Here is a 23,870-nt window from a genome sequence, read left to right as displayed (position 1 = left end):
TGAGATGCGACTCGACGCCGCCCACAAAACCTATTGCCGTTCAAGACTATTCGAGCAACTCCGAGAGCTCCAGCCAACGACCCTCGGTCGCGGCGACCTCGTCTTCGAGCGCGCGCAGCTCCTGGGTGAGCCGGGTGATACCGACATGATCGGACTGGTCGTGCGCGGCGAGTTCGTTGTGTTTGTCCTTGATTCGGCCCGCCAGCCGCACCAGCTGGCGATCGGCGGCGGCCATCTCTTTCTCGGCGGCGCGGCGCTGGGCGCCGGACATCGACGGCTGCGACGGCTGCGACGGCCTCACTTCGTCGGTGGTCGCCCCGTCCGTCCGCCGCTCGGCCAGCCGTAGGTATTCGTCGATGCCGCCGGGCAGGTGCCGCAACCGGCCGTCGAGCACCGCGTACTGCTGATCGGTGACCCGCTCGAGCAGATAGCGGTCGTGCGAGACGACGATCAGCGTGCCCGCCCAGGAGTCGAGCAGATCCTCCATCGCGGCCAGGGTGTCGGTGTCCACGTCGTTGGTCGGCTCGTCGAGCAGCAACACGTTGGGCTCCGACAGCAACGTGAGCATCAGCTGCAGCCGCCGACGCTCGCCGCCGGAAAGATCCGCCACGCGCGCGGACAGCTGGCCGCGTCCGAAGCCGAGCCGCTCCAGCAGTTGGGCGGGCGTAACCTCACGGCCGTCGACCTGGTAGTCGCCGCGCAGCCCGCCCAGCACGTCGGCGATCCGGTCGTCGTTGACCTCGGCCAGCGCATCGCCCTGCTGGTCGAGTACCGCCAGCCGCACCGTCTTGCCGCGCTTGACTCGCCCCGCATCGGGTGTGATCGTGCCGTCGATCAGGCCAAGCAGCGTCGATTTCCCGGCCCCGTTGGCCCCGACGATGCCGGTGCGTTCGCCCGGGGCGATCCGCCACTCGATGTCGCGCAGCACCGGGCGGCCGTCAAATGCGACCGACACGTCGAGCAGGTCGACGACGACCTTGCCGAGCCGTGCCGTCGCCAGCTTGGCCAGCTCGACGGTGTTGCGCAGGGGCGGCACGTCGGCGATCAGCTGGTTGGCGGCCTCGATCCGGAATTTGGGCTTCGAGGTCCGGGCCGGGGCGCCGCGGCGCAGCCAGGCCAGCTCCTTGCGCATCAGGTTCTGCCGTTTGGCTTCGGCGACAGCGGCCATCCGGTCGCGCTCGACGCGCTGCAGCACGTAGGCCGCGTACCCGCCGTCGAATGGCTCGACGATCCCGTCGTGTACCTCCCACGTCGTGGTGGCGACCTCGTCGAGGAACCAGCGGTCGTGGGTGACCAGCAGCAGCCCGCCGGTGTTGCGCGCCCAGCGCGCCTTCAGGTGGCCGGCCAGCCAGGTGATGCCCTCGATGTCCAGATGGTTGGTGGGCTCATCGAGCGCGATGACGTCCCATTCGCCCACCAGCAACCTGGCCAGCTGCACCCGCCGGCGTTGGCCGCCGGACAGCGTGGCAACCGTTGCGTCCCAAGCGATGTCGGAGACCAGCCCGGCGACCACGTCGCGGACCCGTGGGTCGCCGGCCCACTGGTGTTCGGCGGCGTCGCCGACCAGCGTCCAGCCCACGGTGTGGTCAGGGTCCAGGGTGTCGGCTTGGCTCAGCGCGCCGACCCGCAGCCCGCTGCGCCGGGTGACGCGGCCGGAGTCGGGCTGCTGCTGGCCGGTGAGCAACCGCAGCAGGCTGGACTTGCCGTCGCCGTTGCGGCCGACGATGCCGATGCGCGCGCCGTCGTTGACCCCGAGCGTGATCGACCCGAACACCACCTGGGTCGGGTATTCGAGGTGTACGGCCTCGGCTCCGAGTAGGTGCGCCACCGGCCCGACCCTAGCGCGGCGACGAAGCCGGCCGATTGACGGCCGGAGGAGAAGTCGCGCCATCCGGCCGCGGCGTGGCTACTCCAGCGTCAGCAGCGCCTGGTCCACATGACTCTGCGTTTCCGCTGACGCCTTGCTGGCCACGGCGTCCAGGAAGCGGCCGGCGACGTCGCGCACCTTGAGGTTGGACTCCTGGGAACGCCACACCAGGATGTCGAACGCCCGCTCGGCGGAAATGCCGTAGGCGATCATCAGCACGCCCTTGGCCTGCTCGATGCGGGACCGGGCGTCGGCGACTGCCGAGAGCACATTGGTGATGTCGGTGTGCAGCGAGTCGGTGACGTCGACGTAGAAGCCGGACGTGCCCGCCAGCGCGCCGGTGTCGTCGACCATCCGATCGCCGGCGACGACGACGCAGTGGGTGCGTCCGGCGGTGTCGACGATGCGGTGCCGGCTGCTGAACGGCTTTCCCTTCATCACCCGCTCCAGCACCGCCGCCACCCGTTCGCGGTCCTCGGGGTGCTTGTGTCGCAGCAACAGTTCCGTGGTGGGCTGCACCTGTCCGGGTTTGTAGCCGTGCATGCGCGCCACCGCGTCCGACCATTCCCAGCGATGCCCGTCCAGAAAAAACCGGAACCGGCCGACGCGCTGCGGATCGCCGAGACCCAGCACCGAGTCGACCGCACTGAGGTCGCTTTCCTCGACGACGGCACGCATGAGTGCCTCGCGGCGCTCCACGGTGTCGTCGTCGGAGTTCAGTGTCATCGCGCCTTGCTCCAATCCCTTTTGTGAAAAACCTGGCGTATCGATTCCCGTTTTGGGCCGCGTCCATGCATGTGTGTTTCGGACGGTGCCGCTCAGGCCACCCGGTACTGCTCGGCGTCGCTGTGCTTGAACTCCAGGCCGAAGCCCGGCCGGTGCTGATCCGGCCGCAGGGCGCCGCCCTTGGGTGTCAGCGCGCCATCGAACAGCATGTGCTCGATGCGGTGGTGATCGTGGAAATACTCCAGGTGCCGCAGATTCGGGATGGCGGTGGCGACGTGGGCGTGCAGGTTAGGGGCGCAGTGCCCGGAGACGTCGACGTTGCAGGCGGCGGCCACGGCGGCCGCGCGCACCCAGTCGGTGATGCCCCCGCAGCGGGTGACGTCGATTTGCAGGCAGTCGACCGCGTCGGCGGCCAGCATTCGATGGAAATAGGCCAGGTCGTAGCCGTATTCGCCGGCGGTGACATCCGGGGTCACCTGGTCGCGGACCTCCCGGAGTCCGGCCAAATCGTCCGAGGAGACGGGTTCTTCGAACCACGTGACGTCGTGATCGGCCATGGCGTGGGCCACCCGGATCGCCTGCTTGCGTTGGTAGGCCCCGTTGGCGTCGACGTAGAGTTCCGTATCGGGTCCGATCACCTTGCGCGCCAAGGCGATTCGATCAAGGTCGCGACGTTCGTCGGAGCCCCATGATTCGCCGATCTTGATTTTGACGCGCGGGATCTGCCACTCGTCGACCCAGCGTTCGAGCTGGGCGCGGGTGGTGTGTTCGTCGTACGTGGTGAAACCGCCGCTACCGTAGATCGGCACTTTGGGATGCGCCATGCCCAGCAGTCGGCACACCGGCAGCCCCAGCAGCTTGCCCTTGAGGTCCCACAGGGCGGTGTCGATCGCCGAGATCGCGCACGACACCAGCCCCGGCCGCCCGTTGTTGCGCATCGCCTTGACCATCGATTCCCACAAGGCGGGGATGTCGACGGCGTTGTGTCCGGTGAGCGTGCCGGCCAGCGGACCGGTGATGAGCTTGGCGGAAGCGCCGTCGCCGTAGGTGTAGCCGATGCCACGCTGGCCGCCGGCGGATACCTCGGCCAGCACCAGCGTGGTCGACGACCATTCCAGGGTCCCGTCGGCTTCCGGTGCGTCGGTGGGGATCTTGTAGACCTGCGCGGTGACCTCGTCGATGGCCGCGTCGATCCGCGCGGCGGTCGTCATCGCGCCCACCGGCGGCCCGCGCGCGCCGCGAGCCACGCGCCCACACCGGCGGCGCTGAGCGCGCCGGTGCCGCTGACGACAGGGTGCTGTGAGGCCCACAGTTGCGGGCTGTGGGAGTGCGATTCGTCGTCGAACTCGCCGCGGGCGCGGTGATCGCTCCCGGGTTGCTGGTCGAGCGGTTCCCATAGGTTGTGGGGCCGGCCGGGGCCGACGTGCTCCTCGGTCTGCTGCGAGTCGTATCCGGTGCGGCCGAGGTAGCGGTCCAGCAGCGGCGCGATGAACTTCTGCGCCAGCAGCGTCACCATGGTCGAATCGCCGACCCAATACTGTTTGCGCCCTGGATGATCCGCGGCGTAGAGCACGCCGCGGGCGGCGACCTCGGGCTGATAGATCGGCGGCACCGGTTGCGGATGGCGGGGCAGCCGGGACAGCACCCAGGAGAATTGCGGGGTGTTGACCGCGGGCATCTGCACCACGGTGATCCGCACCTTGGAGCCCTCGTGGAACAGTTCGCAGCGCACCGATTCGGTGAACCCGTTGATGGCGTGTTTGGCCCCGCAATAGGCCGACTGCAGCGGGATTGATCGCTGCCCGAGCGCCGAACCGACCTGCACGATGGTGCCGCGGTCGCGCGGGCGCATCTTGGCCAGCGCCGCCATCGTGCCGTGCACGTAGCCCAGGTAGGACACCTCGGTCACGCGTTTGAACTCCTCGGCGCTGATTTCGGTGAACGGCGCGAACACCGAGGTGAACGCGACGTTGACCCAGACGTCGATGGGACCGAACGCGGCTTCGGCCTCGTCGGCGGCGGCGACGACGGCCGCGTGGTCGGACACGTCGGTCGGGATGGCCAACGCCTTACCGCCACCGGCCTCGACGTCACGCGCCGCGCCTTCCAGGCCGGCGGCGCCACGGGCGAGCAGGGCGACGTTCGCGCCGCGCTGCCCGAACTCCTTCGCGGTGGCGCGGCCGATGCCGGCGCTGGCTCCGGTGATCACCACTGTCTGAGTCATCGCAGGAATTCCTTTCGCTCGGTGCAGGTGTCAGGCACCCGATCAGTCATGGTGGGCGGCGTCGCCGGTGAGGGTGGCGGTGCATTCCAGCATCAGCGCGTGCGCGAACGCTTGGGGGAGGTTGCCGCGGAGCTGGCGCTGCCGCACGTCGTATTCCTCGCAGAACAGTCCCGGTGGCCCACAGGCGGTGCGGTTGCGTTCGAACCATCGCATCGCGCAATGGGCATGGCCCTGTTGATGTTCGGCCAGCGCCATCATGAACCCGCAGAGCAGGAAGGCTCCCTCGGCGTCGCCGAGGTCGCGTTCGTCGTGCCGGAATCGGTAGACGAATCCGTCGTCGGCGAGTTGGCGGCGAACGGCGTCCAGGGTGGCGATGGTCCTGGGATCGTCGGCGGGCACGGCCCCGCGCACCGGTGGCAGCAGCAGCGATGCGTCGACACCCGTCTGCCCGGGGCTGCGTTGCCAATACCCGTGCGGGTTCAGGCTTTCCGAGGCGGTGTCGGCGAGGATCGCATCGGCCAGCGGTGCGCACGCGGCGACCTCGGGCCCCGCGCCGGCGAGCTTCGCGATGGCACGTAACCCCCCAACACAGGCCAGACGGGACTGCGTCCACCGCTCGTTGTCGATCTCCCAGACGCCGGCATCCGGTTCACGCCAACGCTTTTCGATGGCCTTGATCGCCGTCTGCGCCGCGCGCCAGCCGTCGGCGTCGAGCCGGTCGGCGGCGCCCGCCTTGGCCAGCAGTTGCAGCGCCTCGCCGAAGGCATCCAGCTGGAATTGCTGGTTGACCCAGTTGCCGATCTTGTCGGCGCCGCCGGGGTAGCCGGGCAGGTCGAGCGTTTCTTCGCCGGGCACGGCGCCGCCGGTGACGGTGTAGGCGGGCTTGAGGTTCGGGCCGTCCTCGAGCAGCCGAGCGCCCACGAATTCGACCGCCTGGTCGAGCAACTCGGTCGTGCCGACGGCGGCGGCGGCCATGCCGGCGTACACCTGGTCGCGGATCCAGGAATAGCGGTAGTCGTAGTTCTGGTTGGAGTGCGCGCGTTCGGGCAGGCTCATGGTGGCGGCGGCGACCATGCCGCCGCCGCTGCTGGTCAGCCCGCGCAGCACGGCGTAGGAGTTACGCCCGTCGCGCGGAGCGATGGTGCAACTCAGCTCGGGCACGCTGCGCTGCCAGGCGGCGGTGGTGGCTTCCCAGGCGATGTCGGGGTCCGGGGGCTGGTCCGGCAGGGCGCGTTCGGACAGTTCCAGCACCAGGTCGTGTTGCTCGCCCTCGTCCAGGGTGATCTCACAGGTGAGCAGTGGGCCCTTCTCCTGGGCGGCCCGCACGGGGCGCGCGTCGCAGCCGGCCCGCCAGCGCCAGTGCAACTTCCCCGAGCGGCCGCTCCACACCCCGCCGTCCACGGTGGGCTTGCCGGGGCCGTGCCGGCCGAATTCCGCGCTCGGTGCCAGCAGCACCCGCACCCGCGCCGTCCCACGGCAGCCGGTGAGCCGCCGCAGCAGCACGGCTCGGTCGGGGTCGCCCGGAAAGGCCAGCGCGTCACGGCATTCCACGATGCCGTCGCGGGTGATCCAACGGTTACGCCAGATCAGGGTGCCCGGCTCGTAGTAGCCACCCCAGACGTGCCGAACATCGGTCGGGGTGACGGCGTAAACCCCGCCGCCGCCAATGAGATTGGAGAAGACCGCGTCGGAATCCCAGTGCGGCGCGCACATCCACGCCACGTCGCCCTGCGGCCCGATCAGCGCGCCCCGCTCACCGTCGGCGAGCAGCGCATACTCGCGCAGCACCCGGGGGGCGAACGTGGTCGCGGTGTCGATCTTCAGGTCAGCCACGGGCTTCCGCCTTCGACCCCCGCCCCACACCGGTATCGATTTGTCCGGCGGCCATCCGCTCGGCGAGCCGCGAGGCCAGCGCCATGATCGTCAGCGCCGGATTGGCCGAACCCTGGGTGGGACACACCGAGCCGTCGGCGAGGAACAGGTTCGGCACGCCCCACACCCGGTGGTCGGAGTCGACCACCGAATTCTGCGGCCCGGTGCCCATGCGGGCTCCGCCGATCAGGTGGGCGAATCGCTCGATGGTCAGCACGTCCTGGGCGTCGGCGGCATGCAGGATATCGCCGATCACCTTGGTGGAGTAGGCCATGTTGGCCTTGTCGTTGTCGCACAGCGTGTAGTCGAACCGGGCGATCGGGATGCCGTAAGGGTCCTTCTCCTGCGCCAGCGTCACCCGATTGTCCGGCAGTGGCAACAACTCGTTGAGCACGCCGACGGTCGCCCAATGGTTGTAATCGCGCATGTACTCCCGCAGCGCGCGGCCCCAATGTCCGTCGGCCATCACGTGTTCGGCCCAGCCGATGGGCATCGGTGACACCGTCTGGATGGAGAACCCGCGGGCGAACCCGCGAGAGAGGTCGGTCTCGTAGTACTGCTCGGAGGTCACCTCCGGGGGAGGCGCCTTGTACATTCGAACCTCCTCGGACCACCGGCCCGCGGACTGAGTGGCGCCCTGCACCATGACGTAGCGTCCGACCTGATCGTCGTTGTTGCCCAACCCGTTGGGGAAGCGGTCGCTGACCGAGTTCAGCAGCAGGCGCGGTGTTTCGATCGAATACCCGGCCACGGCAACCACTTTGGCGCGCTGAAGCCGTTCCTTGCCGCCCACCTCGTCGTAGTAGACCACGCCCCGCGCGGCGCCGGTCTCGTCGAGTTCGACGCGCGACGCCATGCAGTTGGCGCGGATCTCCACGTCGTGGGCCAGCGCGTCGGGGAGGTGCGTGACGTACGGGCTGGCCTTGGCGTTGACCTTGCAGCCCTGCAGGCAGTAGCCGCGGTAGATGCAGTGCGGGCGGTTGCCGAACGTGCCGTTGACGATGCCGACGGGCCCCACCCGCATCTCGATGCCGAGCTTGAGCGCGCCCTCCCAGATCTTGGCGGCGGCCCCCGAAATAGGGTGCGGGGCAAAGGGATAGCGATGCGGATCGCCCCACGGCCAGTTCTGCCCGGCCACCGGCAGCTCGAGCTCGATCCGTTCGTAGTGGCGGCGGATGTCCTCGTAGCGCAGGGGCCAGTCGGCGCCCACCCCGTCCCGCGAAAAGGTCTCGAAGTCGCTGGGGTGGAACCGCGGGGTGTAGCCGGCGTAGTGCACCATGGAGCCGCCCACCCCGCGCCCGGAGTTGTTCTTGCCCAGCTCGATTGGGTCGTCACCGCCGATGATGCGCTTCTGCGTCCAGTACAACGCATGGGAGCCCGCCTCGTCGGACACCCAGTCCTCATCCGGATGCCAGAACGGGCCGGCCTCGAGGATCACGACCCGCCAGCCGGCGCGGGCCAGCCGCTGCGCCAGCACCGAGCCGCCGGCGCCGGCTCCGACGACCACCAGGTCGACCTCGTCGTCGTCGCGGTAGCGCCGCATGGTCTTCTCGCCGGGGAGGTCGCGCGAGTGCACGTCGAGCAGGAATCGCGAGTCGTTGTCCTTGGGACCCACGGCTCCTTTGAGCAGGCCTCGCCAGAAGTCGCCCATCACACCTCGCCGTTCTGCACAACCTGCACGGGGTCTTCGTCCGTGGCGCCGGGGGTCTCGAACGGTTCGCGCGCGGCGGCGGGCCCGGTGGCGCCGCCGAGGCGCATGAACCCGCGCGGGTAGGCGGGGCCGCCGAAGCCGATCTCGTTCCACGCCCACGGGTGAGAGTAGAAGCCGGACAGCGTCATTCGCATGCACACCGACCAGGCGCGCTTGACGTTCAGGTTCTCCCAGGCGCCGCCCTCCAGCTCGCCCTGCGAGAACTGGCCGATGATCTCTTCGCGCGTTTCCCGCCCGGCGGCCGCGAACGAGGATGCGCCGTATGTGGCGGCCGCGGTCTCGTCGAGCCCGCGCAGCACCAAGCGCCACGTGTCGCGGTCGTCCGGCATGTCCGCGTACTGGTAGCCATCGAGGCGCCCGTCGGCGAGTTTGGAGTCGACGGATTCGGCCACCGGCACGCGCGGCTCGTCGTCCTGCGCCAGCACCGTGTCGCAGAACGCGCGCAGGCACGGCTCCTCTTCGGCGGTGAAAAACCGTAGGGGGCCGGGCGGTTCGAGCCGGGCCAGCACGACTTTCCTGGTGGCCTCGTCCCAGGTTTCGGCGGTCCGCAGCACGTCGAAGTCGGGGTAGCGCCCGATCATCTGCGGCGTGGTGCCGCGGCGCTGTCTGGGCAGCCAGGAGGGGTGCGGCGGCTTGCCGTCGGGGCGCAGGTTGGGCAGGTGGTCGGGGCGTGAGGTGTCAGCCATCTCGGTGATCCCGATGCCTAACCCCGGAACCGTTCGCGGCGCAGGATCGACGCCAGCAGTCCCATCCCTCCGACCATGCACATCAGTCCCGGCGCCGCGATCGGCGGGCCCATGGGCACGTTGTACGACGCGTGCTTCCACCCGCCCGGCTTGCGGGCGACGCCGCGCGCGTGCAGGTATTCGCCCATCAGCCCGTTGGCCGTATAGATGCCGGCGGTGATCGGCAGCCAGAGTTTGGCCCAGCGGCGCGAGAAGACGCCCCCGATGCCGGCGACGACCACCGGCGGGGTCACCACGATCGGGCTCCACATCCACTTGTTGCCGAAGCTCGCCTTGTAGTGCTCGAAGTAGATTTCGGCCGTCGTGACGAGCGCCGCGATGGCGGTCAGCCCGGACAGCGAGCGTTCGAAACGACCGTGTGCGACGTCGTAGAGTGCCCGCTCGGCCAGGTGCGACACCTCGCCCAGTCCGTCGCTGCCGGCGGTGCGACCCTTGCGCCCTCCGCCGTTGCCCAGCAACAACATGTGAATCCCTTCTTCGCTCGCGTCGTGCCGGGCCGACGATCACCGGCCCGGGCTGGTTTCCTTCGTGAAATGGTTGCTGGCGCTGCGCGCGCCGTGGGGTGATGGCAGGAATGCGTGGGGATTTCCGTGCGCCTGCTTGCCGAGCGAATCCGTCGTGGTGTCGATCAAGCGACCTCGCCTTCGGGCTGGAAGGAAACGGTCCGGCGGGCTTCAGTCCCGACACGTCAGTGACCGTTGCGGAAGCCGCCCAGCGAACTGGAAGCGCCCAGCTGTGGGTTTCAACCGAAGCGGTCTCGACACGGCACGTCGCGACCGAAGCGCGTCGAGTGAATACCCGGTGCCCTTGGGCACAAACGAACGTGCAGCTGATTCACAGCGAGCCACCAGGCTGGGGGTCCGCGGAGTGGCTGACGATCACTCGCGGCAGCCATTGGGCGCGCAGCCTTCGGGCCGCCAGTGAAGTTGCCATTTTGTGCTGTCGCCAGTTCAGTTCGTTCTACCTTGAGCCATGACAACAGCCGACCAAGCATCATCGGTCCCCACGTCCCGCAAGGTTCTTTGCGCCGTCTACGGCGCCATCGCAGTCGCCGCGCTCATCGCGACGTGGAGCCAGACAGTCGCGTATGTACACAGCCCGACCGGCTTCTTCGTTAATTTCTGGCGCGACACCCAAACGACGGCGGCGTCGCGAAACATCGCAGCCGACGCCCTGATGTTGGCCCTGAGCGCGGTCATTCTGATGGTGATCGAAGCCAGGAAGCACAACGTGCGATTCGTGTGGCTTTACGTCGTCGGATCGTTCTTCATCGCCGTCAGCGTGATGTTCCCGCTTTTCCTGATCGCCCGCGAATTACGCCTGGGCGCATCCGACGCGCCGCGGCTTCGTAGGACCGACACGATCCTGCTCGTGGTGGTCGCCGTGTTGACCGTGGCCCTGACGATATGGATCGACGTGGGTAGGTGACGGGTTAGCCGCCGCGGCGACACAGGCCGAGCCGCCGGCCAACGGCGACGGCGAGTCACCACTTATCTAGCCGAACTCGGCTCTGTCCGCACGGCGCGCGCCGACGCCCAATCAGGGTAACCACCGCCCTTCTAGCTGCCCAGATGTGCCATGATGTCCAAGCTGTCAAGACTCAGGGAGCAGCAGTGGATCTCAATTTTTCGATGGTCACACGACCGGTCGAGCGGCTGATCGCTACCGCGCAGAACGGGCTGGAAGTCTTGCGATTGGGGGGTTTGGAAACCGGCACGGTGCCATCGCCGTCCCAGATCGTCGAGAGCGTGCCGATGTACAAGCTCCGGCGGTACTTCCCGCCGGACAGCCGGCCCGGCCAGTCGCCTGTCGGACCGCCGGTGCTGATGGTGCACCCGATGATGATGTCGGCCGATATGTGGGACGTCACCCGCGACGAGGGCGCGGTCGGGATCCTGCACGCCCACGGCCTTGACCCCTGGGTCATCGACTTCGGCGAACCCGACAAGGTCGAAGGCGGCATGCGCCGCACGCTGGCCGACCACATCGTCGCGCTGGGCGAGGCCATCGACACCGTCAAGGACGTGGCCGGCAGCGACGTGCACCTGGTCGGCTATTCGCAGGGCGGCATGTGGTGCTATCAGGTCGCGGCCTACCGGCGCTCCAAGAATCTCGCCAGCATCGTCACCTTCGGGTCGCCGGTGGACACCCTGGCCGCCCTGCCCATGGGCATCCCGGCAAACTTCGCGGCGCCCGCCGCCAACTTCATGGCCGACCACGTGTTCAGCCGGCTGGCCATCCCGAGCTGGATGGCGCGTACCGGCTTCCAGATGCTCGACCCGCTCAAGACCGCCAAGGCGCGCGTCGACTTCGTGCGCCAGCTGCACGACCGCGAGGCACTGCTGCCGCGCGAGCAGCAGCGCCGCTTCCTCGAACGCGAAGGCTGGATCGCCTGGTCGGGCCCGGCGATCTCCGAACTGCTCAAGCAGTTCATCGCCCACAACCGGATGATGACGGGCGGCTTCGCCGTCAACGGCCAGATGGTGACGCTCACCGACATCACCTGTCCCGTGCTGGCCTTCGTCGGCGAGGTGGACGATATCGGGCAGCCCGCGTCGGTGCGCGGCATCCGGCGGGCGGCGCCGTACGCCGAGGTCTACGAATACACCATTCGCACAGGACATTTCGGCCTGGTCGTCGGAACCAAAGCGGCACAACAGAGTTGGCCGACCGTCGCCGAATGGGTGAAGTGGCTCTCCGCCGGCGGCGACAAACCCACCAGCATCGAGGTGATGGCCGACCAGCCCGCCGAGCACACCGACAGCGGGGTGGCGCTCAGCTCCCGGATCGCGCACGGCCTCGGGGAGGCCTCCGAGGCGGCGCTGGGGATAGCGCGCGGCGCGGCCAACACCGTCGTCGCGGCCAACAAATCCATGCGCACCCTGGCCGTCGAAACCGCCCGCACGCTGCCGCGACTCGTCCGGCTGGGACAGATCAACGACCACACCCGGATCTCGCTGGGCCGCATCATCGAGGAGCAAGCTCGCGATGCCCCGCAGGGCGAATTCCTGTTGTTCGACGGACGGGTGCACACCTACGAGGCGGTGAATCGGCGCATCAACAACGTCGTCCGCGGCCTCATCGAGGTCGGGGTGCGCCAGGGCGACCGGGTCGGCGTGCTGATGGAGACGCGGCCCAGCGCGCTGGTGGCCATCGCCGCGCTGTCCCGCCTCGGCGCCATCGCGGTGGTGATGCGACCCGACTCCGACCTGGCCGCGTCGGTGCGGCTCGGGGGAGTGACCGAGATCCTGACCGACCCGACCAACCTCGACGCGGTGCTCGAGTCGGACGGCCAACTGCTGCGCCAGGTGCTGGTGCTCGGCGGCGGCGAGTCGCGGGATCTGCACCTGCCCGAGGACTCCGACAATCAGCCCCAAGTCATCGACATGGAACAGATCGACCCGGATGCCGTCGAATTGCCCGGCTGGTACCGGCCCAACCCGGGACTGGCCCGGGACCTGGCGTTCATCGCGTTCAGCGCGGCCGGCGGCGAGCTGGTGGCCAAGCAGATCACCAACTACCGCTGGGCGGTGTCGGCGTTCGGCACGGCCTCGACGGCGGCCCTCGACCGCCGCGACACCGTCTACTGCCTGACGCCGCTGCACCACGAGTCGGCGCTGCTGGTCAGCCTGGGCGGCGCGGTGGTGGGCGGCACCCGCATCGCGCTATCGCGCGGCCTGGACCGGGACCGGTTCATCCAGGAGGTGCGCCAGTACGGCGTCACCGTGGTGTCCTACACCTGGGCCATGCTCGGCGAGATCCTGGACAACCCGTCCGATCCGCCCTTCGTCCTGCACGGCAATCACCCCGTGCGCCTGTTCATCGGTTCCGGGATGCCGACGGGGCTGTGGGGGCGCGTCGTCGAGGCGTTCGCCCCCGCCCACGTCGTCGAGTTCTTCGCCACCACCGACGGACAGGCGGTGCTGGCCAACGTCTCGGGCGCCAAGGTCGGCAGCAAGGGCCGCCCGCTGCCGGGCGCCGGGCGCATCGAGTTGGGCGCCTACGACACCGAACACGACCTGATCCTGGAAAACGAGCGTGGCTTCGTGCAGATCGCCGAACCCAAACAGGTCGGCGTCCTGCTCGCCGCCTCCAACGGCCCGATCGATCCGAGCGCCTCGGTTAAGCGCGGGGTGTTCGCCGCCGGCGACACCTGGATCTCGACCGAGTACCTGTTCTACCGCGACGACGACGGTGACTACTGGTTGGCGGGCCGGCGCGGCTCGGTGGTGCGGACCCGGCGCGGCCTGGTCTACGCCGAGCCGGTCACCGACGCCCTGGGTTGTATCAACGGCGTCGACCTCGCCGTGACCTACAACGTGCCGGTGGGTGACCACGAGGTCGCGGTCTCGGCGGTGACGCTGTTGCCGGGCGCCTCCATCACCGCGGCCGACCTGACCGAGGCCTTCGCCAAGGTCCCCATCGGTTTGGGGCCCGACATCGTCTGCGTGGTCCCGGAGATGACGTTGAGCGCGACATACCGCCCGACCGTCAGCGCGCTGCGGGCCGCCGGGATTCCGAAGGCGGGACGCCACGTCTGGTATTTCGACGCGGAGACCGAACACTACCGCCGGCTGACTGCCGGGGTGCGGTCCGAGCTGAGCGGCGCGCGGTCATGATCGACGACAAGCTACTGAACATCCTGGTGTGCCCGGCCGACCGCGGCCCGCTGGTATTGGTATCCGCAACGGGCGGTGAGGAATTGCTCTACAACCCCCGGCTGCGCCGCGCCTACCGGATCGAGGACGGCATCCCGGTGCTGCTCATCGACGAGGCCCGCGACGTCGGCGACGACGAGCACGCCCGGCTCATGGCACAAGGCCGTCCGGCAGATCCCCGGTGAGGTAGCGCTGCAGGTTGGGCGCGATGGTCTGCGCGATCTGTTCGGCCGGCAGCGACGCGAACGGCTCGACCTGCACGATGTAGCGGGCCATCACCACACCCATCAGCTGGGAGGCGAGGAACTGGGCGCGCACGACGCCCGTCCCGGGTGGATTGTCCACGCGCGCAGCCACTTCCGCGGTCACGATCTCCTGCAGGAAAGAGCGTGCCAGGTTCACGTCCGCGCCCGCGAGCAGCGACCGCAGCGTCGCGATCAAACCCGCGCCCAGCTCGGAGTCCCAGATCGGCAGCAACATCGACGGCAGCTTGAAGCCGAGCTCTTCGACGGGCACCTCCCGCATCGGCACCAGGACCGTCATGGGGTCGATGGGAATGCGGATCGCGGCGGCGAACAATTGCTGCTTGGTGCCGAAGTAGTGGTGCACCAGCGCCGAGTCGACCCCGGCGGCCGCGGCGACCGCGCGTATCGACGTTCTGTCGATGCCGTTGCGCGCGAACAGTTCCCGGGCGCTGTTCAGAATTCGCTCCCGGGTGTCGGAGTTCCCGGCGGGCCGGCCGCGTCGCCGGCGCCCCGCGCTGGTGGCCGTCACCAGCGACCCGCTGCGCCCGGCTGCGCCGCGCTTGCGATGGCCACTAGCCCGTCCGTCGCCGCAGCGTCGCCGCCGCCAGGCACAGCGCCGCCAGAGCGAAGCCCAGCACGACGACGATGTCGCGCGACGCGATGAAGGTCAGTTCCGCGTGCGCGCCCACCTGTTGCAGGGCCTCGAGCGCGTAGCTCGCGGGCAGCACATTGCTGATCCATTGCAGCCAGTGTGGCATCACCGCGCGCGGCACGATGATGCCGGCCAGCAGCAGCTGCGGCACCATCACCAGCGGGATGAACTGCACGGCCTGAAACTCGGTGCGGGCGAACGCACTACACAACAGGCCCAGGCCGACGCCCAACACGGCGTTGACGATCGCGATCACGAACACCCATAGCGGGCTGCCCGCCGTGTCGAAGCCGAGCAGCCAGAACGACACGGCGCAGGCCAGAACCACTTGCGCCGCAGCGGCCGTCGAGAACGCGGTGCCATAGGCGATCAGCAGGTCGAGTCGACGCAGCGGAGTGGTCAGGATGCGCTCCAGCGTTCCGGACGCCCGTTCGCGTTGCATGGTGATCGCCGTGATGATGAACATCACGAACAGCGGGAACAGGCCCAACAGGATCAGGCAGGCGTTGTTGAACGGGGTCGGGCCGCCAGGGCGGTGCGGCGCGTTCTCGGACATGAAGTACATCAGCGTGATCACCAGGACCGGCACCAGCAGGATCATCGCGACACTGCGGTGATCGGCGGCCAACTGGCGAAGAATCCGCGTCGTGGTCGCCGTGTATCCCTTGAGCCCTAACCGGCTTCGCGCATGGTGCTGCGCTTGATGATGGACAGAAACGCGTCCTCCAGTGACGTGCATCCGGTGTCCTCTCGCAGTCGGGACGGGGTGGTGTGGGCGACCAGCCGGCCGTCGCGCATCAGCAGCAGGTCCCCGCAGTGGTCGGCCTCGTCCATGACGTGGCTGGAAACCAGCAGCGTGGTCCCGGCGCGGGCCAGCTCGGTGAACTGCTCCCAGAGGTCGGCCCGCAACACGGGATCCAGGCCGACCGTGGGTTCGTCGAGCACCAGCAGATCGGGTTGGCACACCAGCGCGCACGCCAGCGATACCCGGGTGCGCTGGCCGCCGGAGAGGTTGCCACACAAGGCGGTTCGGTGATCGGTGAGACCGACCCGTTCGATGGCGGCGTCGGCGTCCTGGCCGTCGAACCCGTACAGCGTGGCGAAGTAGCGAACGTTGTCGACGACGCGCAGGTCGTTGTAGATGGTCGGGTCTTGCGGCAGGTAGCCGACGCGGCGGCGCAGTTCGGCGCTGCCGGCGGGCTTACCCAGCACACAGACCGTGCCCGAGCTCACGATCTGGGTGCCGACGATGCACCGGATCAGCGTGGTCTTGCCGCAGCCGGAGGGGCCGAGCAGGCCGGTGATGCTGCCCGTGGCGATCTGCACGGAGAAATCGTGCAGGGCCGGGCGTTTACCGCGGATCACGCGCAGGTGATCGATGCTCACGGCCGGCTCGGCCCGCTCCACGATTAATTCATCACGAGATGAACTCATCATGTGATGAATATTCGTCGCGCGCGGCGGCGCTGTCAAGGGGTCGGTGTTCGGGCTTTCGCGGGGCCCGGGCTTAGTTGAAGCGCTCGCCGATGGCCGGGCGGCGCTGCGGCAGATGTCCGTGCACGCCCTCGGCGTAGGCGGTTTCGGCGTGCTGCGTGAGGTCGGCGCCGGTGGTTTCCTCTTCGGTGCTGAGCCGGAAGCCCATCACCCGGTCGATCACCTTGGCCAGCACAAACGACACGACGAACGCGTAGGACGCGACGACCGCGATCGCCAGCGTCTGCTTGCCCAGCTGGCCGATGCCGCCGCCGTAGAACAGGCCGCGCGGGCCGGCGGTCATGACCGCCGTGGCGAGCAGCCCGATCAGGAAGACGCCGACCACGCCGCCGACGAAGTGGACACCCACCACGTCGAGCGAATCGTCATAGTTGAAGCGCAGTTTCGCGCTCACCGCGAACGAACACACGACTCCGGCCGCGAGGCCGACGACCGTCGCGCCGAGCGTGTTGACGGTCCCGCACGACGGGGTGATGGCCACCAGGCCGGCGACCACACCCGATGCCGCACCGAACGTGGTGGGCCTGCCGTCGCGAATCTGTTCGACCGCAAGCCAACCCAGCATGCCCAGGCACCCGGCGACCAGGGTGTTGAGAAAGATGGCCGCGGCGGTTCCGTTGGCGGCCAGGGCGGAACCGGCGTTGAACCCGAACCAGCCGAACCACAGCAGCCCGACGCCGACGAACAGCAGCGGCAGATTGTGCGGCCGCATGGCGTCCTTCTTGAAACCGATGCGCGGCCCGAGCACCAGCGCCAGCGCCAGCGCGGAGGAACCCGAGACGATCTCGACGACCAAACCGCCCGCGTAGTCGAGGACGCCCAGTCGGGCCAGCCAGCCACCCGGCCCCCAGACCCAATGCGCGACAAGCGAATACACGGCGATCGTCCACACCGGGACGAACACCATCCAGGCGGCGAACTTCGCGCGGTCGGCGATCGCGCCACTGACCAGCGCGGCCGTGATGATCGCGAATGTCAACTGGAAGGTGGCATACAGCAACTCGGGCACCGCTGTGCCGTGAACCGTGTCGGGAGTGATGCCGAGCATCCCGAAATGCCTGAGGTTGCCGACGAGCCCGCTGAACCCGTCCTCGGAGAACGCGAAGGTGTAGCCGACGAGCAGCCACGTCACGGTCACCAGGGGGATGGAGATGAAGCTCATCATCATCATGTTGAGCACCCCGGTGGTGCGGACCATGCCGCCGTAGAAGATCGCCAGGCCGGGGGTCATCAGCAAGACCAGCGCGGTGCTGGCCAGCAGCCACGCCGTGGCGGCAGGGTCTATCGCGTGCATGTGGGCCTCCTTCGGGTCCCGGACACCGGGATACTGCCATGTTCGGGCCGCCGGTAGGTTCGTTGGGTTACTGAAAAGAGGACTCAGGATCTGAATTGGTCGAGGCTGGACGACGATCTCGCGCGAACAGGGCCGCGGCTCAGCTATTGGCCGACCCGGTCGAGGCCGCCCGCCGGCTGCTGGGGGCCACCCTCACCGCGCGGGGCGTGAGCGGGATCGTCGTCGAGGTCGAGGCGTACGGGGGAGTGCCCGACGGTCCATGGCCGGACGCCGCGGCGCACTCCTACAAGGGTCTGCGCGCCCGCAATTTCGTGATGTTCGGGCCGCCCGGGCGGCTCTACACCTACCGCAGCCACGGCATCCATGTCTGCGCCAACGTCTCGTGCGGTCCCGACGGCACCGCGGCCGCGGTGTTGTTGCGTGCGGCCGCGCTCGAGGACGGAACCGACGCCGCGCGGGCCCGCCGCGGCGAGCTGGTGCACACCGCGGCGCTGGCGCGCGGGCCGGGAAACCTGTGCGCGGCCATGGGAATCACCATGGACGACAACGGAATTGACCTGTTCGACGGCGACAGCCCGGTGACCCTCGAGTTGCACGAATCACTGAGCTCCGTGTCCGGCCCTCGGGTCGGCGTCAGCCAGGCCGCCGACCGGCCGTGGCGGTTGTGGCTTCCCGGGCGCCCGGAGGTGTCGGCGTACCGCCGCAGCCCCCGCGCGCCGGCGCCGGGTGCCAGCGACTAGCCGACCGCGAACGTCGAGTTGTCGGGGGAGAACGCCGGTGAAACCGCACCACAAGTCGACGCTCGGCATCGGCGCTCTGGAAGACTCGTACACCATGATCCTCGACGAGCTGGGCTGGCGCGGCCTCATCGCGCAGTCCACCGACCTCGATGCGCTGGCGGCCGAAGCCCAGCGCGGGCCGATGACGGTGTACGCCGGCTTCGACCCCACCGCGCCGAGCCTGCACGCCGGCCACCTGGTGCCCCTGCTGGCGTTGCGCCGGTTTCAGCGGGCCGGCCACCGCCCGATCGTGCTCGCCGGCGGCGCCACCGGCATGATCGGCGACCCGCGCGACGTCGGTGAGCGCACCCTCAACGAGGCCGACACCGTCGCCGAGTGGACCGAACGGATCGGCGGACAGCTGCAACGCTTCGTCGACTTCGACGACTCGCCCACCGGCGCCGTCGTCGTCAACAACCTGGACTGGACGCGGCCCCTGTCGGCGATCGAGTTCCTGCGCGACATCGGCAAGCACTTCTCGGTCAACGTCATGCTGGACCGCGACACCGTCCGGCGTCGCCTGGACGGCGACGGCATCTCCTACACCGAATTCAGCTACATGCTCCTGCAGGCCAACGACTACGTCGAACTGCGCCGCCGCTTCGGCTGCAGCCTGCAGATCGGCGGCTCCGACCAGTGGGGCAACATCATCGCCGGCGTCCGGCTGGTCCGCCAGCAGCTGGGTGCCTCGGTCCACGCGCTGACGGTGCCGCTGGTGACCGCCGCCGACGGCACCAAGTTCGGCAAATCCACCGGTGGCGGCAGCCTGTGGCTGGACCCCGCGCTGACCACCCCGTACGCCTGGTACCAGTACTTCTTCAACACCGCCGACGCCGACGTGATCCGCTACCTGCGGTGGTTCACCTTCCTGTCGGCCGACGAGCTGGGCGAGCTGGAGCAGGCCACGGCCGAGCGTCCCCAACAACGCGCCGCGCAGCGGCGGCTGGCGCGCGAACTCACCGTGCTGGTGCACGGCGAGGCGGCCACCGAGGCCGTCGAGCACGCCAGCCGGGCGCTGTTCGGGCAGGGCGAGCTGGACCGGCTGGACGAGGCCACACTGTCCGCGGCGCTGCGCGAGACGTCGGTCGCCGAGCTCAAACCCGGTGGCCCCGACGGGATCGTCGACCTGCTGGTGGCCAGCGGCCTCTCCGAGAGCAAGAAGGCCGCGCGGCGCACCATCGGCGAGGGCGGCGTCTCGGTCAACAACGTCCGCATCGAAAGCGAGGAGTGGGCGCCGCAAACGTCGGACTTCCTGCACGGCCGATGGTTGGTGCTGCGCCGCGGCAAGCGCACCGTCGCCGGGGTCGAAAAGGTCTAGACCGCCCGGGCGCCACAGAGGCTCCGCAAAACACGTGCGTGCACAGATCTTTACCTCACCGTGTCGTCGGCGTGACCCGCGGGGACCACTGTTGTCACGGTGATTTTCGCGACGCGTGTGCGGTTGACCGTCCTGCGGAGCCTGGGGGTGATCACCGGCCTGGTGGCGCTGGCGGCGACGTTGTCGGGGGCCCTGTCGGCGCCGATCCGTGCGGACATGCTCAGCAATGCGTTCCTGTCGGCGCTGACGAACGCCGGGATCTCCTATAGCCAGCCCACCGGCACCGCCGCAATGGGACAGTCGGTGTGCCCGATGCTGTTCGAGCCCGGCGGGTCCTTCGACGCGGTGACGTCCAAGATGGCCGAGGGCAACGGCATGTCGTACGAGACGGCCGGCAGGTTCACCATCGTCGCGATCGCGACCTACTGCCCGGCGTTGGTCGCGCCGCTGCTGGGCAACCGGCTGCCAAGTTAGGTGTAGTGCTGCCCGTATTCTCGGCAGCGTGGTCGACGACAGGCAGAGGCATCGCGGCGAGCGGAAAGCGCGGCCGGCATCGGGCGGCTGGTCCGGTCCGGGCCGTGCGCGGCCGGCTCAGCCGCAGAGCGCCGCGCGCCGGGACGCCCCGGCCGATCGCGCGCCGCAGGACGGGCCGCCGATCCCGGCCGGCGTGGAAGTCAAGCAGCTGGCACCCGACGTTCGCCGCGAACTGAGCACCCTGGACCGCGCCACAGCCGACGCGGTGGCGCGCCACCTCGTCGCCGCGGGTGAGCTCCTCGACGAGGACCCGGAGGCGGCGTTGCGCCACGCCCGCGCGGCGCGCGCCCGGTCTTCCCGGATCGCCACCATCCGCGAGGCGGTCGGGATCGCCGCCTACCACTGCGGCGACTGGTCGCAGGCGCTGGCGGAGTTTCGCGCGGCCCGCCGGATGGGCAGCAAGTCCGCGTTGCTCCCGCTGATCGCCGATTGCGAACGCGGACTTGGCCGTCCGGAGCGGGCCATCGAACTCGCGCGCGGACCGGAGGCCGCCGAGCTGTCCGGTGACGACGCCGACGAGCTCCGCATCGTCGCCGCCGGGGCGCGCGCGGACCTCGGCCAGCTGGAGCAGGCGCTGACGGTATTGTCCACGCCGCAACTGGATCCCAGCCGCACCGGCTCCACGGCGGCACGGCTGTTCTACGCCTACGCGGACACGCTGCTCGCGCTCGACCGCGCCGACGACGCGTTGCAATGGTTCCTGCGTTCGGCGGCCGCCGACGTCGACGGTGTCACCGACGCCGAAGACCGGGTCAGTGAACTCGGCTGACGCGACGGAATTGCCGACGTGAAAACCCTTGCGCAGGAATATGATTGCCTGCTGATAGATCTGGACGGCACGATGTTTCGCGGCCGTCGGCCCACCGAGGGCGCGGTGCAGGCGCTGGCCGAGGTGCGCAGCCGCGCGTACTTTGTCACCAACAACGCCTCCCGCAGCGCCGACGAGGTCGCCGCGCACCTGAGCGAACTCGGCTTCACCGCCGTCGCCGACGACATCGCCACCAGCGCGCAAAGCGCGGCCCGGCTGCTGGCCGACCAACTGCCACAAGGCTCGCCGGTGTTGATCGTGGGCACCGAGGCCCTGGCCGGCGAGATCTCCGCCGTGGGGCTGCGCCCGGTGCGCAGCTACGACGACGACCCGGACGCCGTCGTGCAGGGCCTGTCCCAGACGATCGGGTGGCCGGAGCTGGCCGAGGCGGCGCTGGCCATCCGGGCCGGCGCGCGGTGGGTGGCCTCCAACGTCGACCTCACGCTGCCCACCGAACGCGGGCTGCTGCCCGGCAACGGATCGTTCGTGGCCGCGCTGCGGGCGGCCACCGGGGCCGAGCCTCAGGTCGCGGGCAAACCGGCGCCCGCGCTGCTGCGCGACGCGGCCGCGCGGGGCGACTTCCGCGCGCCCCTGGTGATCGGTGACCGGCTCGACACCGACATCGAGGGCGCCAACGCCGCCGAGCTGCCCAGCCTGATGGTGCTCACCGGGGTCAACTCCGCGCGGGACGCGGTGTACGCCAAGCCCGCCCAGCGACCCACCTACATCGGCCACGATCTGCGCTCGCTGCATGCCGACGGCGAGCGGCTCGCGGTGGGGCCGCAGCAGAGCTGGCGGGTCGACGTCGCGGACGGGACGGTCACCGTCAGCGCAAGTGACCCGGACGAGGGCGATGGCCTGTCGATCGTCCGCGCGGTCGCCGGCGCGGTGTGGGGCGCATCGGACTCCGACGCCGTGCGCATCGAGGCCGGCGACGACCGGGCGCGCGCCGCGCTGCAGCGCTGGTATTTGGTGCGCACCGACTGACGGGTGACTAGCGTAGGAACGCGATGAGTATCGACCCCGATCAGATTCGCGCCGAAATCGGCGCCCTGCTGGCCCGGCTGCCCCAGCCCGGCGATCAGGAGGATCCCGAGAAGGTGCCCTCGCTCGACGAGCTCGAAGAGATCGCGCGCCGGCTCTCCGAGGCCCACGACGTCCTGCTGGCCGCACTGGAGTCGGCGGAGAAGGGCTGAGTGCGCGCATGTCTCGACGTGCCCGCGTTGACGCCGAGCTGGTGCGTCGCGGCCTGGCCCGCTCGCGTCAGCAGGCCGCGGAGTTGATCGACGCGGGCAAGGTGAGCATCGACGGGATGCCGGCGCGCAAGCCCGGCACGGCCGTCGCCGTCACCGCCGCCCTGACCGTGGCCACCGCCGGCGAACGCGGCTGGGTCTCGCGCGGGGCGCACAAACTCATCGGGGCCCTGGACGCCTTCGGGATCTCCGTCGCGGGCCGCCGCTGCCTGGATGCCGGGGCGTCGACGGGCGGCTTCACCGAGGTCCTGCTGGACCGCGGGGCCACCGAAGTGGTGGCCGTGGACGTGGGATACGGCCAGCTGGCGTGGTCGCTCCGGAGCGACTCGCGGGTCGTCGTCGTCGAGCGGACCAACGTCCGTGACCTGACGCCCGAGGCGCTCGGCGGCACGGCCGACCTGGTCGTGGCCGACCTGTCGTTCATCTCGCTGGCCACCGTGTTGCCGGCGCTGGCTGGATGCGCCGCACCGAACGCGGATATCGTTCCCATGGTGAAGCCACAGTTTGAGGTGGGGAAGGGTCAGGTCGGCGCGGGCGGCGTGGTGCACGACCCCGACCTGCGCGCCGGCGCCGTGTCGTCCGTCGCGGGCCGCGCGGCCGAGCTGGGTTGGCACACCGTCGACGTCACCGCGAGCCCGCTGCCGGGACCGTCGGGCAACGTCGAATACTTCCTTTGGCTGCGCGCCGAGACCGATCGACCACTCGCCGGCGATGCGCTGGTGACGGCGGTGCGGCGCGCGGTGGAAAGCGGGCCGCAGTGACTCCAGCCGAACGCACCGTCTTGATGGTCGTCCACACCGGCCGCGAAGAAGCCACCGAGACGGCCCGCCGTGTACAGAAAACGCTGGGCGACAACGGAATCGGGCTTCGGGTGCTGTCCGCCGAGGCGGTCGACCGGGGGCCGCTGCACCTGGCCCCCGACGACATGCGGGCGATGGGCGTCGAGATTGATGTCGTCGACGCCGACCCGCGGGCCGCCGAGGGCTGCGAACTGGTGCTGGTACTCGGCGGCGATGGGACGTTCCTGCGGGCCGCCGAGTTGGCGCGCAACGCCGACATCCCGGTGTTGGGCGTCAACCTTGGGCGGATCGGCTTTTTGGCCGAGGCCGAGGCCGAGGCCATCGACCGGGTGCTGGACCACGTTGTCGCACAGGACTACCGGGTGGAGAACCGCCTGACGCTCGATGTGGTCGTGCGCCAGGGCGGCCGCGTCTCCGCGCACGGCTGGGCGCTCAACGAGGTCAGCCTGGAAAAGGGTCCCCGGCTCGGTGTGCTCGGGGTGGTGGTCGAGATCGACGGGCGACCGGTGTCCGCCTTCGGCTGCGACGGCGTGCTGGTGTCGACCCCGACGGGTTCCACCGCCTACGCGTTCTCCGCGGGCGGCCCCGTGCTCTGGCCCGACCTCGAGGCAATCCTGGTGGTACCCAACAACGCTCACGCGCTGTTCGGCCGCCCCATGGTCACCAGCCCGAACGCCACCATCGCGATCGAGGTGGAGGCGGACGGCCACGACGCCCTGGTGTTCTGCGACGGCCGCCGCGAGATCCTGATCCCCGCCGGCAGCCGCATCGAGGTGAAACGTTGCGACACCGCGGTGAAGTGGGCCCGGCTGGACAGCGCCCCATTCACGGACCGGCTGGTGCGCAAGTTCCGGCTGCCGGTGACCGGGTGGCGCGGAAACTGACGGCA

At 69.5% G+C, this 23,870-nt stretch carries 24 protein-coding genes; 11 read left to right on the top strand and 13 right to left on the bottom strand.

The window, feature by feature from the left end; all coding sequences use genetic code 11:
- Window positions 1–46: 46 nt before the first annotated feature.
- The 9 genes from G6N26_RS05995 to G6N26_RS26330 all read right to left on the bottom strand — a co-directional run bounded on the left by G6N26_RS05995 (window position 47) and on the right by G6N26_RS26330 (window position 9,778).
- Window positions 47–1,828: an ABC-F family ATP-binding cassette domain-containing protein gene (locus tag G6N26_RS05995; protein ID WP_083019967.1), complete on the bottom strand. Its 1,782-nt coding sequence runs from the start codon at window positions 1,826–1,828 to the stop codon at window positions 47–49.
- A 78-nt stretch (window positions 1,829–1,906) separates the two neighbouring features.
- Complete coding sequence (locus G6N26_RS05990; RefSeq protein WP_067168041.1) at window positions 1,907–2,593, bottom strand: PAS and ANTAR domain-containing protein; 687 nt, start codon at window positions 2,591–2,593, stop codon at window positions 1,907–1,909.
- A gap of 92 nt (window positions 2,594–2,685) precedes the next feature.
- Entirely contained in the window at window positions 2,686–3,804 is a 1,119-nt protein-coding gene (locus G6N26_RS05985) for an enolase C-terminal domain-like protein (protein WP_139799216.1), read from the bottom strand.
- On the bottom strand, window positions 3,801–4,817 hold the full coding sequence (locus G6N26_RS05980; RefSeq protein ID WP_083019968.1) for an SDR family oxidoreductase: 1,017 nt from the start codon (window positions 4,815–4,817) through the stop codon (window positions 3,801–3,803). The genes G6N26_RS05985 and G6N26_RS05980 overlap by 4 nt, the downstream gene beginning before the upstream one ends.
- 42 nt (window positions 4,818–4,859) lie before the next feature.
- Window positions 4,860–6,650 (bottom strand): glycoside hydrolase family 15 protein, encoded by a 1,791-nt coding sequence (locus G6N26_RS05975; RefSeq protein ID WP_083019970.1) that lies wholly within the window; start codon window positions 6,648–6,650, stop codon window positions 4,860–4,862.
- Complete coding sequence (locus tag G6N26_RS05970) at window positions 6,643–8,340, bottom strand: GMC family oxidoreductase (protein WP_083019972.1); 1,698 nt, start codon at window positions 8,338–8,340, stop codon at window positions 6,643–6,645. The genes G6N26_RS05975 and G6N26_RS05970 overlap by 8 nt, the downstream gene beginning before the upstream one ends.
- Complete coding sequence (locus tag G6N26_RS05965; RefSeq protein WP_083019973.1) at window positions 8,340–9,086, bottom strand: gluconate 2-dehydrogenase subunit 3 family protein; 747 nt, start codon at window positions 9,084–9,086, stop codon at window positions 8,340–8,342. The genes G6N26_RS05970 and G6N26_RS05965 overlap by 1 nt, the downstream gene beginning before the upstream one ends.
- A gap of 17 nt (window positions 9,087–9,103) precedes the next feature.
- Entirely contained in the window at window positions 9,104–9,610 is a 507-nt protein-coding gene (locus G6N26_RS05960) for a hypothetical protein (RefSeq protein WP_067168027.1), read from the bottom strand.
- A 39-nt stretch (window positions 9,611–9,649) separates the two neighbouring features.
- The gene (locus tag G6N26_RS26330; RefSeq protein ID WP_263644516.1) at window positions 9,650–9,778 is read right to left on the bottom strand and encodes a hypothetical protein; all 129 of its coding nucleotides are present in this window, start codon (window positions 9,776–9,778) and stop codon (window positions 9,650–9,652) included.
- Between the two features lie 340 nt (window positions 9,779–10,118).
- On the opposite strand from G6N26_RS26330, the gene G6N26_RS05955 reads away from it, so the two are divergent.
- From G6N26_RS05955 to G6N26_RS05945, 3 genes are all read left to right on the top strand, one after another.
- Window positions 10,119–10,574: a DUF2834 domain-containing protein gene (locus tag G6N26_RS05955; protein ID WP_067168028.1), complete on the top strand. Its 456-nt coding sequence runs from the start codon at window positions 10,119–10,121 to the stop codon at window positions 10,572–10,574.
- A 143-nt stretch (window positions 10,575–10,717) separates the two neighbouring features.
- Entirely contained in the window at window positions 10,718–13,765 is a 3,048-nt protein-coding gene (locus G6N26_RS05950) for an acyl-CoA synthetase (protein WP_120312654.1), read from the top strand.
- Complete coding sequence (locus G6N26_RS05945) at window positions 13,762–13,989, top strand: Trm112 family protein (RefSeq protein WP_067168030.1); 228 nt, start codon at window positions 13,762–13,764, stop codon at window positions 13,987–13,989. The genes G6N26_RS05950 and G6N26_RS05945 overlap by 4 nt, the downstream gene beginning before the upstream one ends.
- Here the strand turns inward: G6N26_RS05945 and G6N26_RS05940 are convergent.
- From G6N26_RS05940 to G6N26_RS05925, 4 genes are all read right to left on the bottom strand, one after another.
- The gene (locus G6N26_RS05940; protein WP_083019975.1) at window positions 13,955–14,578 is read right to left on the bottom strand and encodes a TetR/AcrR family transcriptional regulator; all 624 of its coding nucleotides are present in this window, start codon (window positions 14,576–14,578) and stop codon (window positions 13,955–13,957) included. The two genes, G6N26_RS05945 and G6N26_RS05940, sit on opposite strands and share 35 nt — an antisense overlap.
- Before the next feature lie 43 nt (window positions 14,579–14,621).
- Window positions 14,622–15,440: an ABC transporter permease gene (locus G6N26_RS05935; RefSeq protein WP_139799217.1), complete on the bottom strand. Its 819-nt coding sequence runs from the start codon at window positions 15,438–15,440 to the stop codon at window positions 14,622–14,624.
- Window positions 15,374–16,138: an ABC transporter ATP-binding protein gene (locus G6N26_RS05930; protein ID WP_083019979.1), complete on the bottom strand. Its 765-nt coding sequence runs from the start codon at window positions 16,136–16,138 to the stop codon at window positions 15,374–15,376. The genes G6N26_RS05935 and G6N26_RS05930 overlap by 67 nt, the downstream gene beginning before the upstream one ends.
- A 70-nt stretch (window positions 16,139–16,208) precedes the next feature.
- Window positions 16,209–17,489 carry an ammonium transporter gene (locus tag G6N26_RS05925; RefSeq protein ID WP_067168033.1) on the bottom strand — a complete coding sequence of 427 codons (1,281 nt, stop codon included), beginning with the start codon at window positions 17,487–17,489 and terminating at the stop codon, window positions 16,209–16,211.
- A 95-nt stretch (window positions 17,490–17,584) separates the two neighbouring features.
- Between G6N26_RS05925 and G6N26_RS05920 the strand changes: the two genes are divergently transcribed.
- From G6N26_RS05920 to G6N26_RS05885, 8 genes are all read left to right on the top strand, one after another.
- The gene (locus tag G6N26_RS05920; protein ID WP_083019981.1) at window positions 17,585–18,229 is read left to right on the top strand and encodes a DNA-3-methyladenine glycosylase; all 645 of its coding nucleotides are present in this window, start codon (window positions 17,585–17,587) and stop codon (window positions 18,227–18,229) included.
- A 94-nt stretch (window positions 18,230–18,323) separates the two neighbouring features.
- Window positions 18,324–19,586 (top strand): tyrosine--tRNA ligase, encoded by a 1,263-nt coding sequence (gene tyrS, locus G6N26_RS05915; protein ID WP_083020007.1) that lies wholly within the window; start codon window positions 18,324–18,326, stop codon window positions 19,584–19,586.
- 99 nt (window positions 19,587–19,685) lie between these two features.
- Complete coding sequence (locus tag G6N26_RS05910; protein WP_067168035.1) at window positions 19,686–20,060, top strand: DUF732 domain-containing protein; 375 nt, start codon at window positions 19,686–19,688, stop codon at window positions 20,058–20,060.
- Between the two features lie 28 nt (window positions 20,061–20,088).
- Window positions 20,089–20,889 (top strand): tetratricopeptide repeat protein, encoded by an 801-nt coding sequence (locus G6N26_RS05905; RefSeq protein ID WP_308208265.1) that lies wholly within the window; start codon window positions 20,089–20,091, stop codon window positions 20,887–20,889.
- Window positions 20,890–20,907: 18 nt separating this feature from the next.
- Window positions 20,908–21,915, top strand: coding sequence for an HAD-IIA family hydrolase (locus tag G6N26_RS05900; RefSeq protein WP_083019983.1), 1,008 nt, complete (start codon window positions 20,908–20,910; stop codon window positions 21,913–21,915).
- 23 nt (window positions 21,916–21,938) lie between these two features.
- Entirely contained in the window at window positions 21,939–22,124 is a 186-nt protein-coding gene (locus G6N26_RS05895) for a hypothetical protein (protein ID WP_067168037.1), read from the top strand.
- Between the two features lie 8 nt (window positions 22,125–22,132).
- Entirely contained in the window at window positions 22,133–22,942 is an 810-nt protein-coding gene (locus G6N26_RS05890; RefSeq protein ID WP_083019985.1) for a TlyA family RNA methyltransferase, read from the top strand.
- Between the two features lie 23 nt (window positions 22,943–22,965).
- On the top strand, window positions 22,966–23,865 hold the full coding sequence (locus G6N26_RS05885) for an NAD kinase (RefSeq protein ID WP_067168044.1): 900 nt from the start codon (window positions 22,966–22,968) through the stop codon (window positions 23,863–23,865).
- The last annotated feature ends 5 nt before the right edge of the window (window positions 23,866–23,870 follow it).

Origin of the sequence: Mycobacterium marseillense, assembly GCF_010731675.1 — a bacterium.
Classification (GTDB): Bacteria; Actinomycetota; Actinomycetes; order Mycobacteriales; family Mycobacteriaceae; genus Mycobacterium; species Mycobacterium marseillense.
This window is presented reverse-complemented; position numbering and strand designations above follow the sequence as displayed.

Excerpts from the sequence above, each read along its gene's own strand:
- G6N26_RS05885 (WP_067168044.1), top strand. The coding sequence starts at position 22,966 with ATGGTCGTCCACACCGGCCGCGAAGAAGCCACCGAGACGGCCCGCCGT.
- G6N26_RS05950 (WP_120312654.1), top strand. The coding sequence starts at position 10,718 with ATGTGCCATGATGTCCAAGCTGTCAAGACTCAGGGAGCAGCAGTGGAT.
- G6N26_RS05935 (WP_139799217.1), bottom strand. The coding sequence starts at position 15,440 with ATGCACGTCACTGGAGGACGCGTTTCTGTCCATCATCAAGCGCAGCAC.
- G6N26_RS05960 (WP_067168027.1), bottom strand. The coding sequence starts at position 9,610 with ATGTTGTTGCTGGGCAACGGCGGAGGGCGCAAGGGTCGCACCGCCGGC.
- G6N26_RS05890 (WP_083019985.1), top strand. The coding sequence starts at position 22,133 with ATGTCTCGACGTGCCCGCGTTGACGCCGAGCTGGTGCGTCGCGGCCTG.
- G6N26_RS05990 (WP_067168041.1), bottom strand. The coding sequence starts at position 2,593 with ATGACACTGAACTCCGACGACGACACCGTGGAGCGCCGCGAGGCACTC.
- G6N26_RS05895 (WP_067168037.1), top strand. The coding sequence starts at position 21,939 with ATGAGTATCGACCCCGATCAGATTCGCGCCGAAATCGGCGCCCTGCTG.
- G6N26_RS05985 (WP_139799216.1), bottom strand. The coding sequence starts at position 3,804 with ATGACGACCGCCGCGCGGATCGACGCGGCCATCGACGAGGTCACCGCG.
- G6N26_RS05980 (WP_083019968.1), bottom strand. The coding sequence starts at position 4,817 with ATGACTCAGACAGTGGTGATCACCGGAGCCAGCGCCGGCATCGGCCGC.
- G6N26_RS05965 (WP_083019973.1), bottom strand. The coding sequence starts at position 9,086 with ATGGCTGACACCTCACGCCCCGACCACCTGCCCAACCTGCGCCCCGAC.
- G6N26_RS05955 (WP_067168028.1), top strand. The coding sequence starts at position 10,119 with ATGACAACAGCCGACCAAGCATCATCGGTCCCCACGTCCCGCAAGGTT.
- G6N26_RS05970 (WP_083019972.1), bottom strand. The coding sequence starts at position 8,340 with ATGGGCGACTTCTGGCGAGGCCTGCTCAAAGGAGCCGTGGGTCCCAAG.
- G6N26_RS05930 (WP_083019979.1), bottom strand. The coding sequence starts at position 16,138 with ATGATGAGTTCATCTCGTGATGAATTAATCGTGGAGCGGGCCGAGCCG.
- G6N26_RS05925 (WP_067168033.1), bottom strand. The coding sequence starts at position 17,489 with ATGCACGCGATAGACCCTGCCGCCACGGCGTGGCTGCTGGCCAGCACC.
- tyrS (WP_083020007.1), top strand. The coding sequence starts at position 18,324 with ATGATCCTCGACGAGCTGGGCTGGCGCGGCCTCATCGCGCAGTCCACC.
- G6N26_RS05945 (WP_067168030.1), top strand. The coding sequence starts at position 13,762 with ATGATCGACGACAAGCTACTGAACATCCTGGTGTGCCCGGCCGACCGC.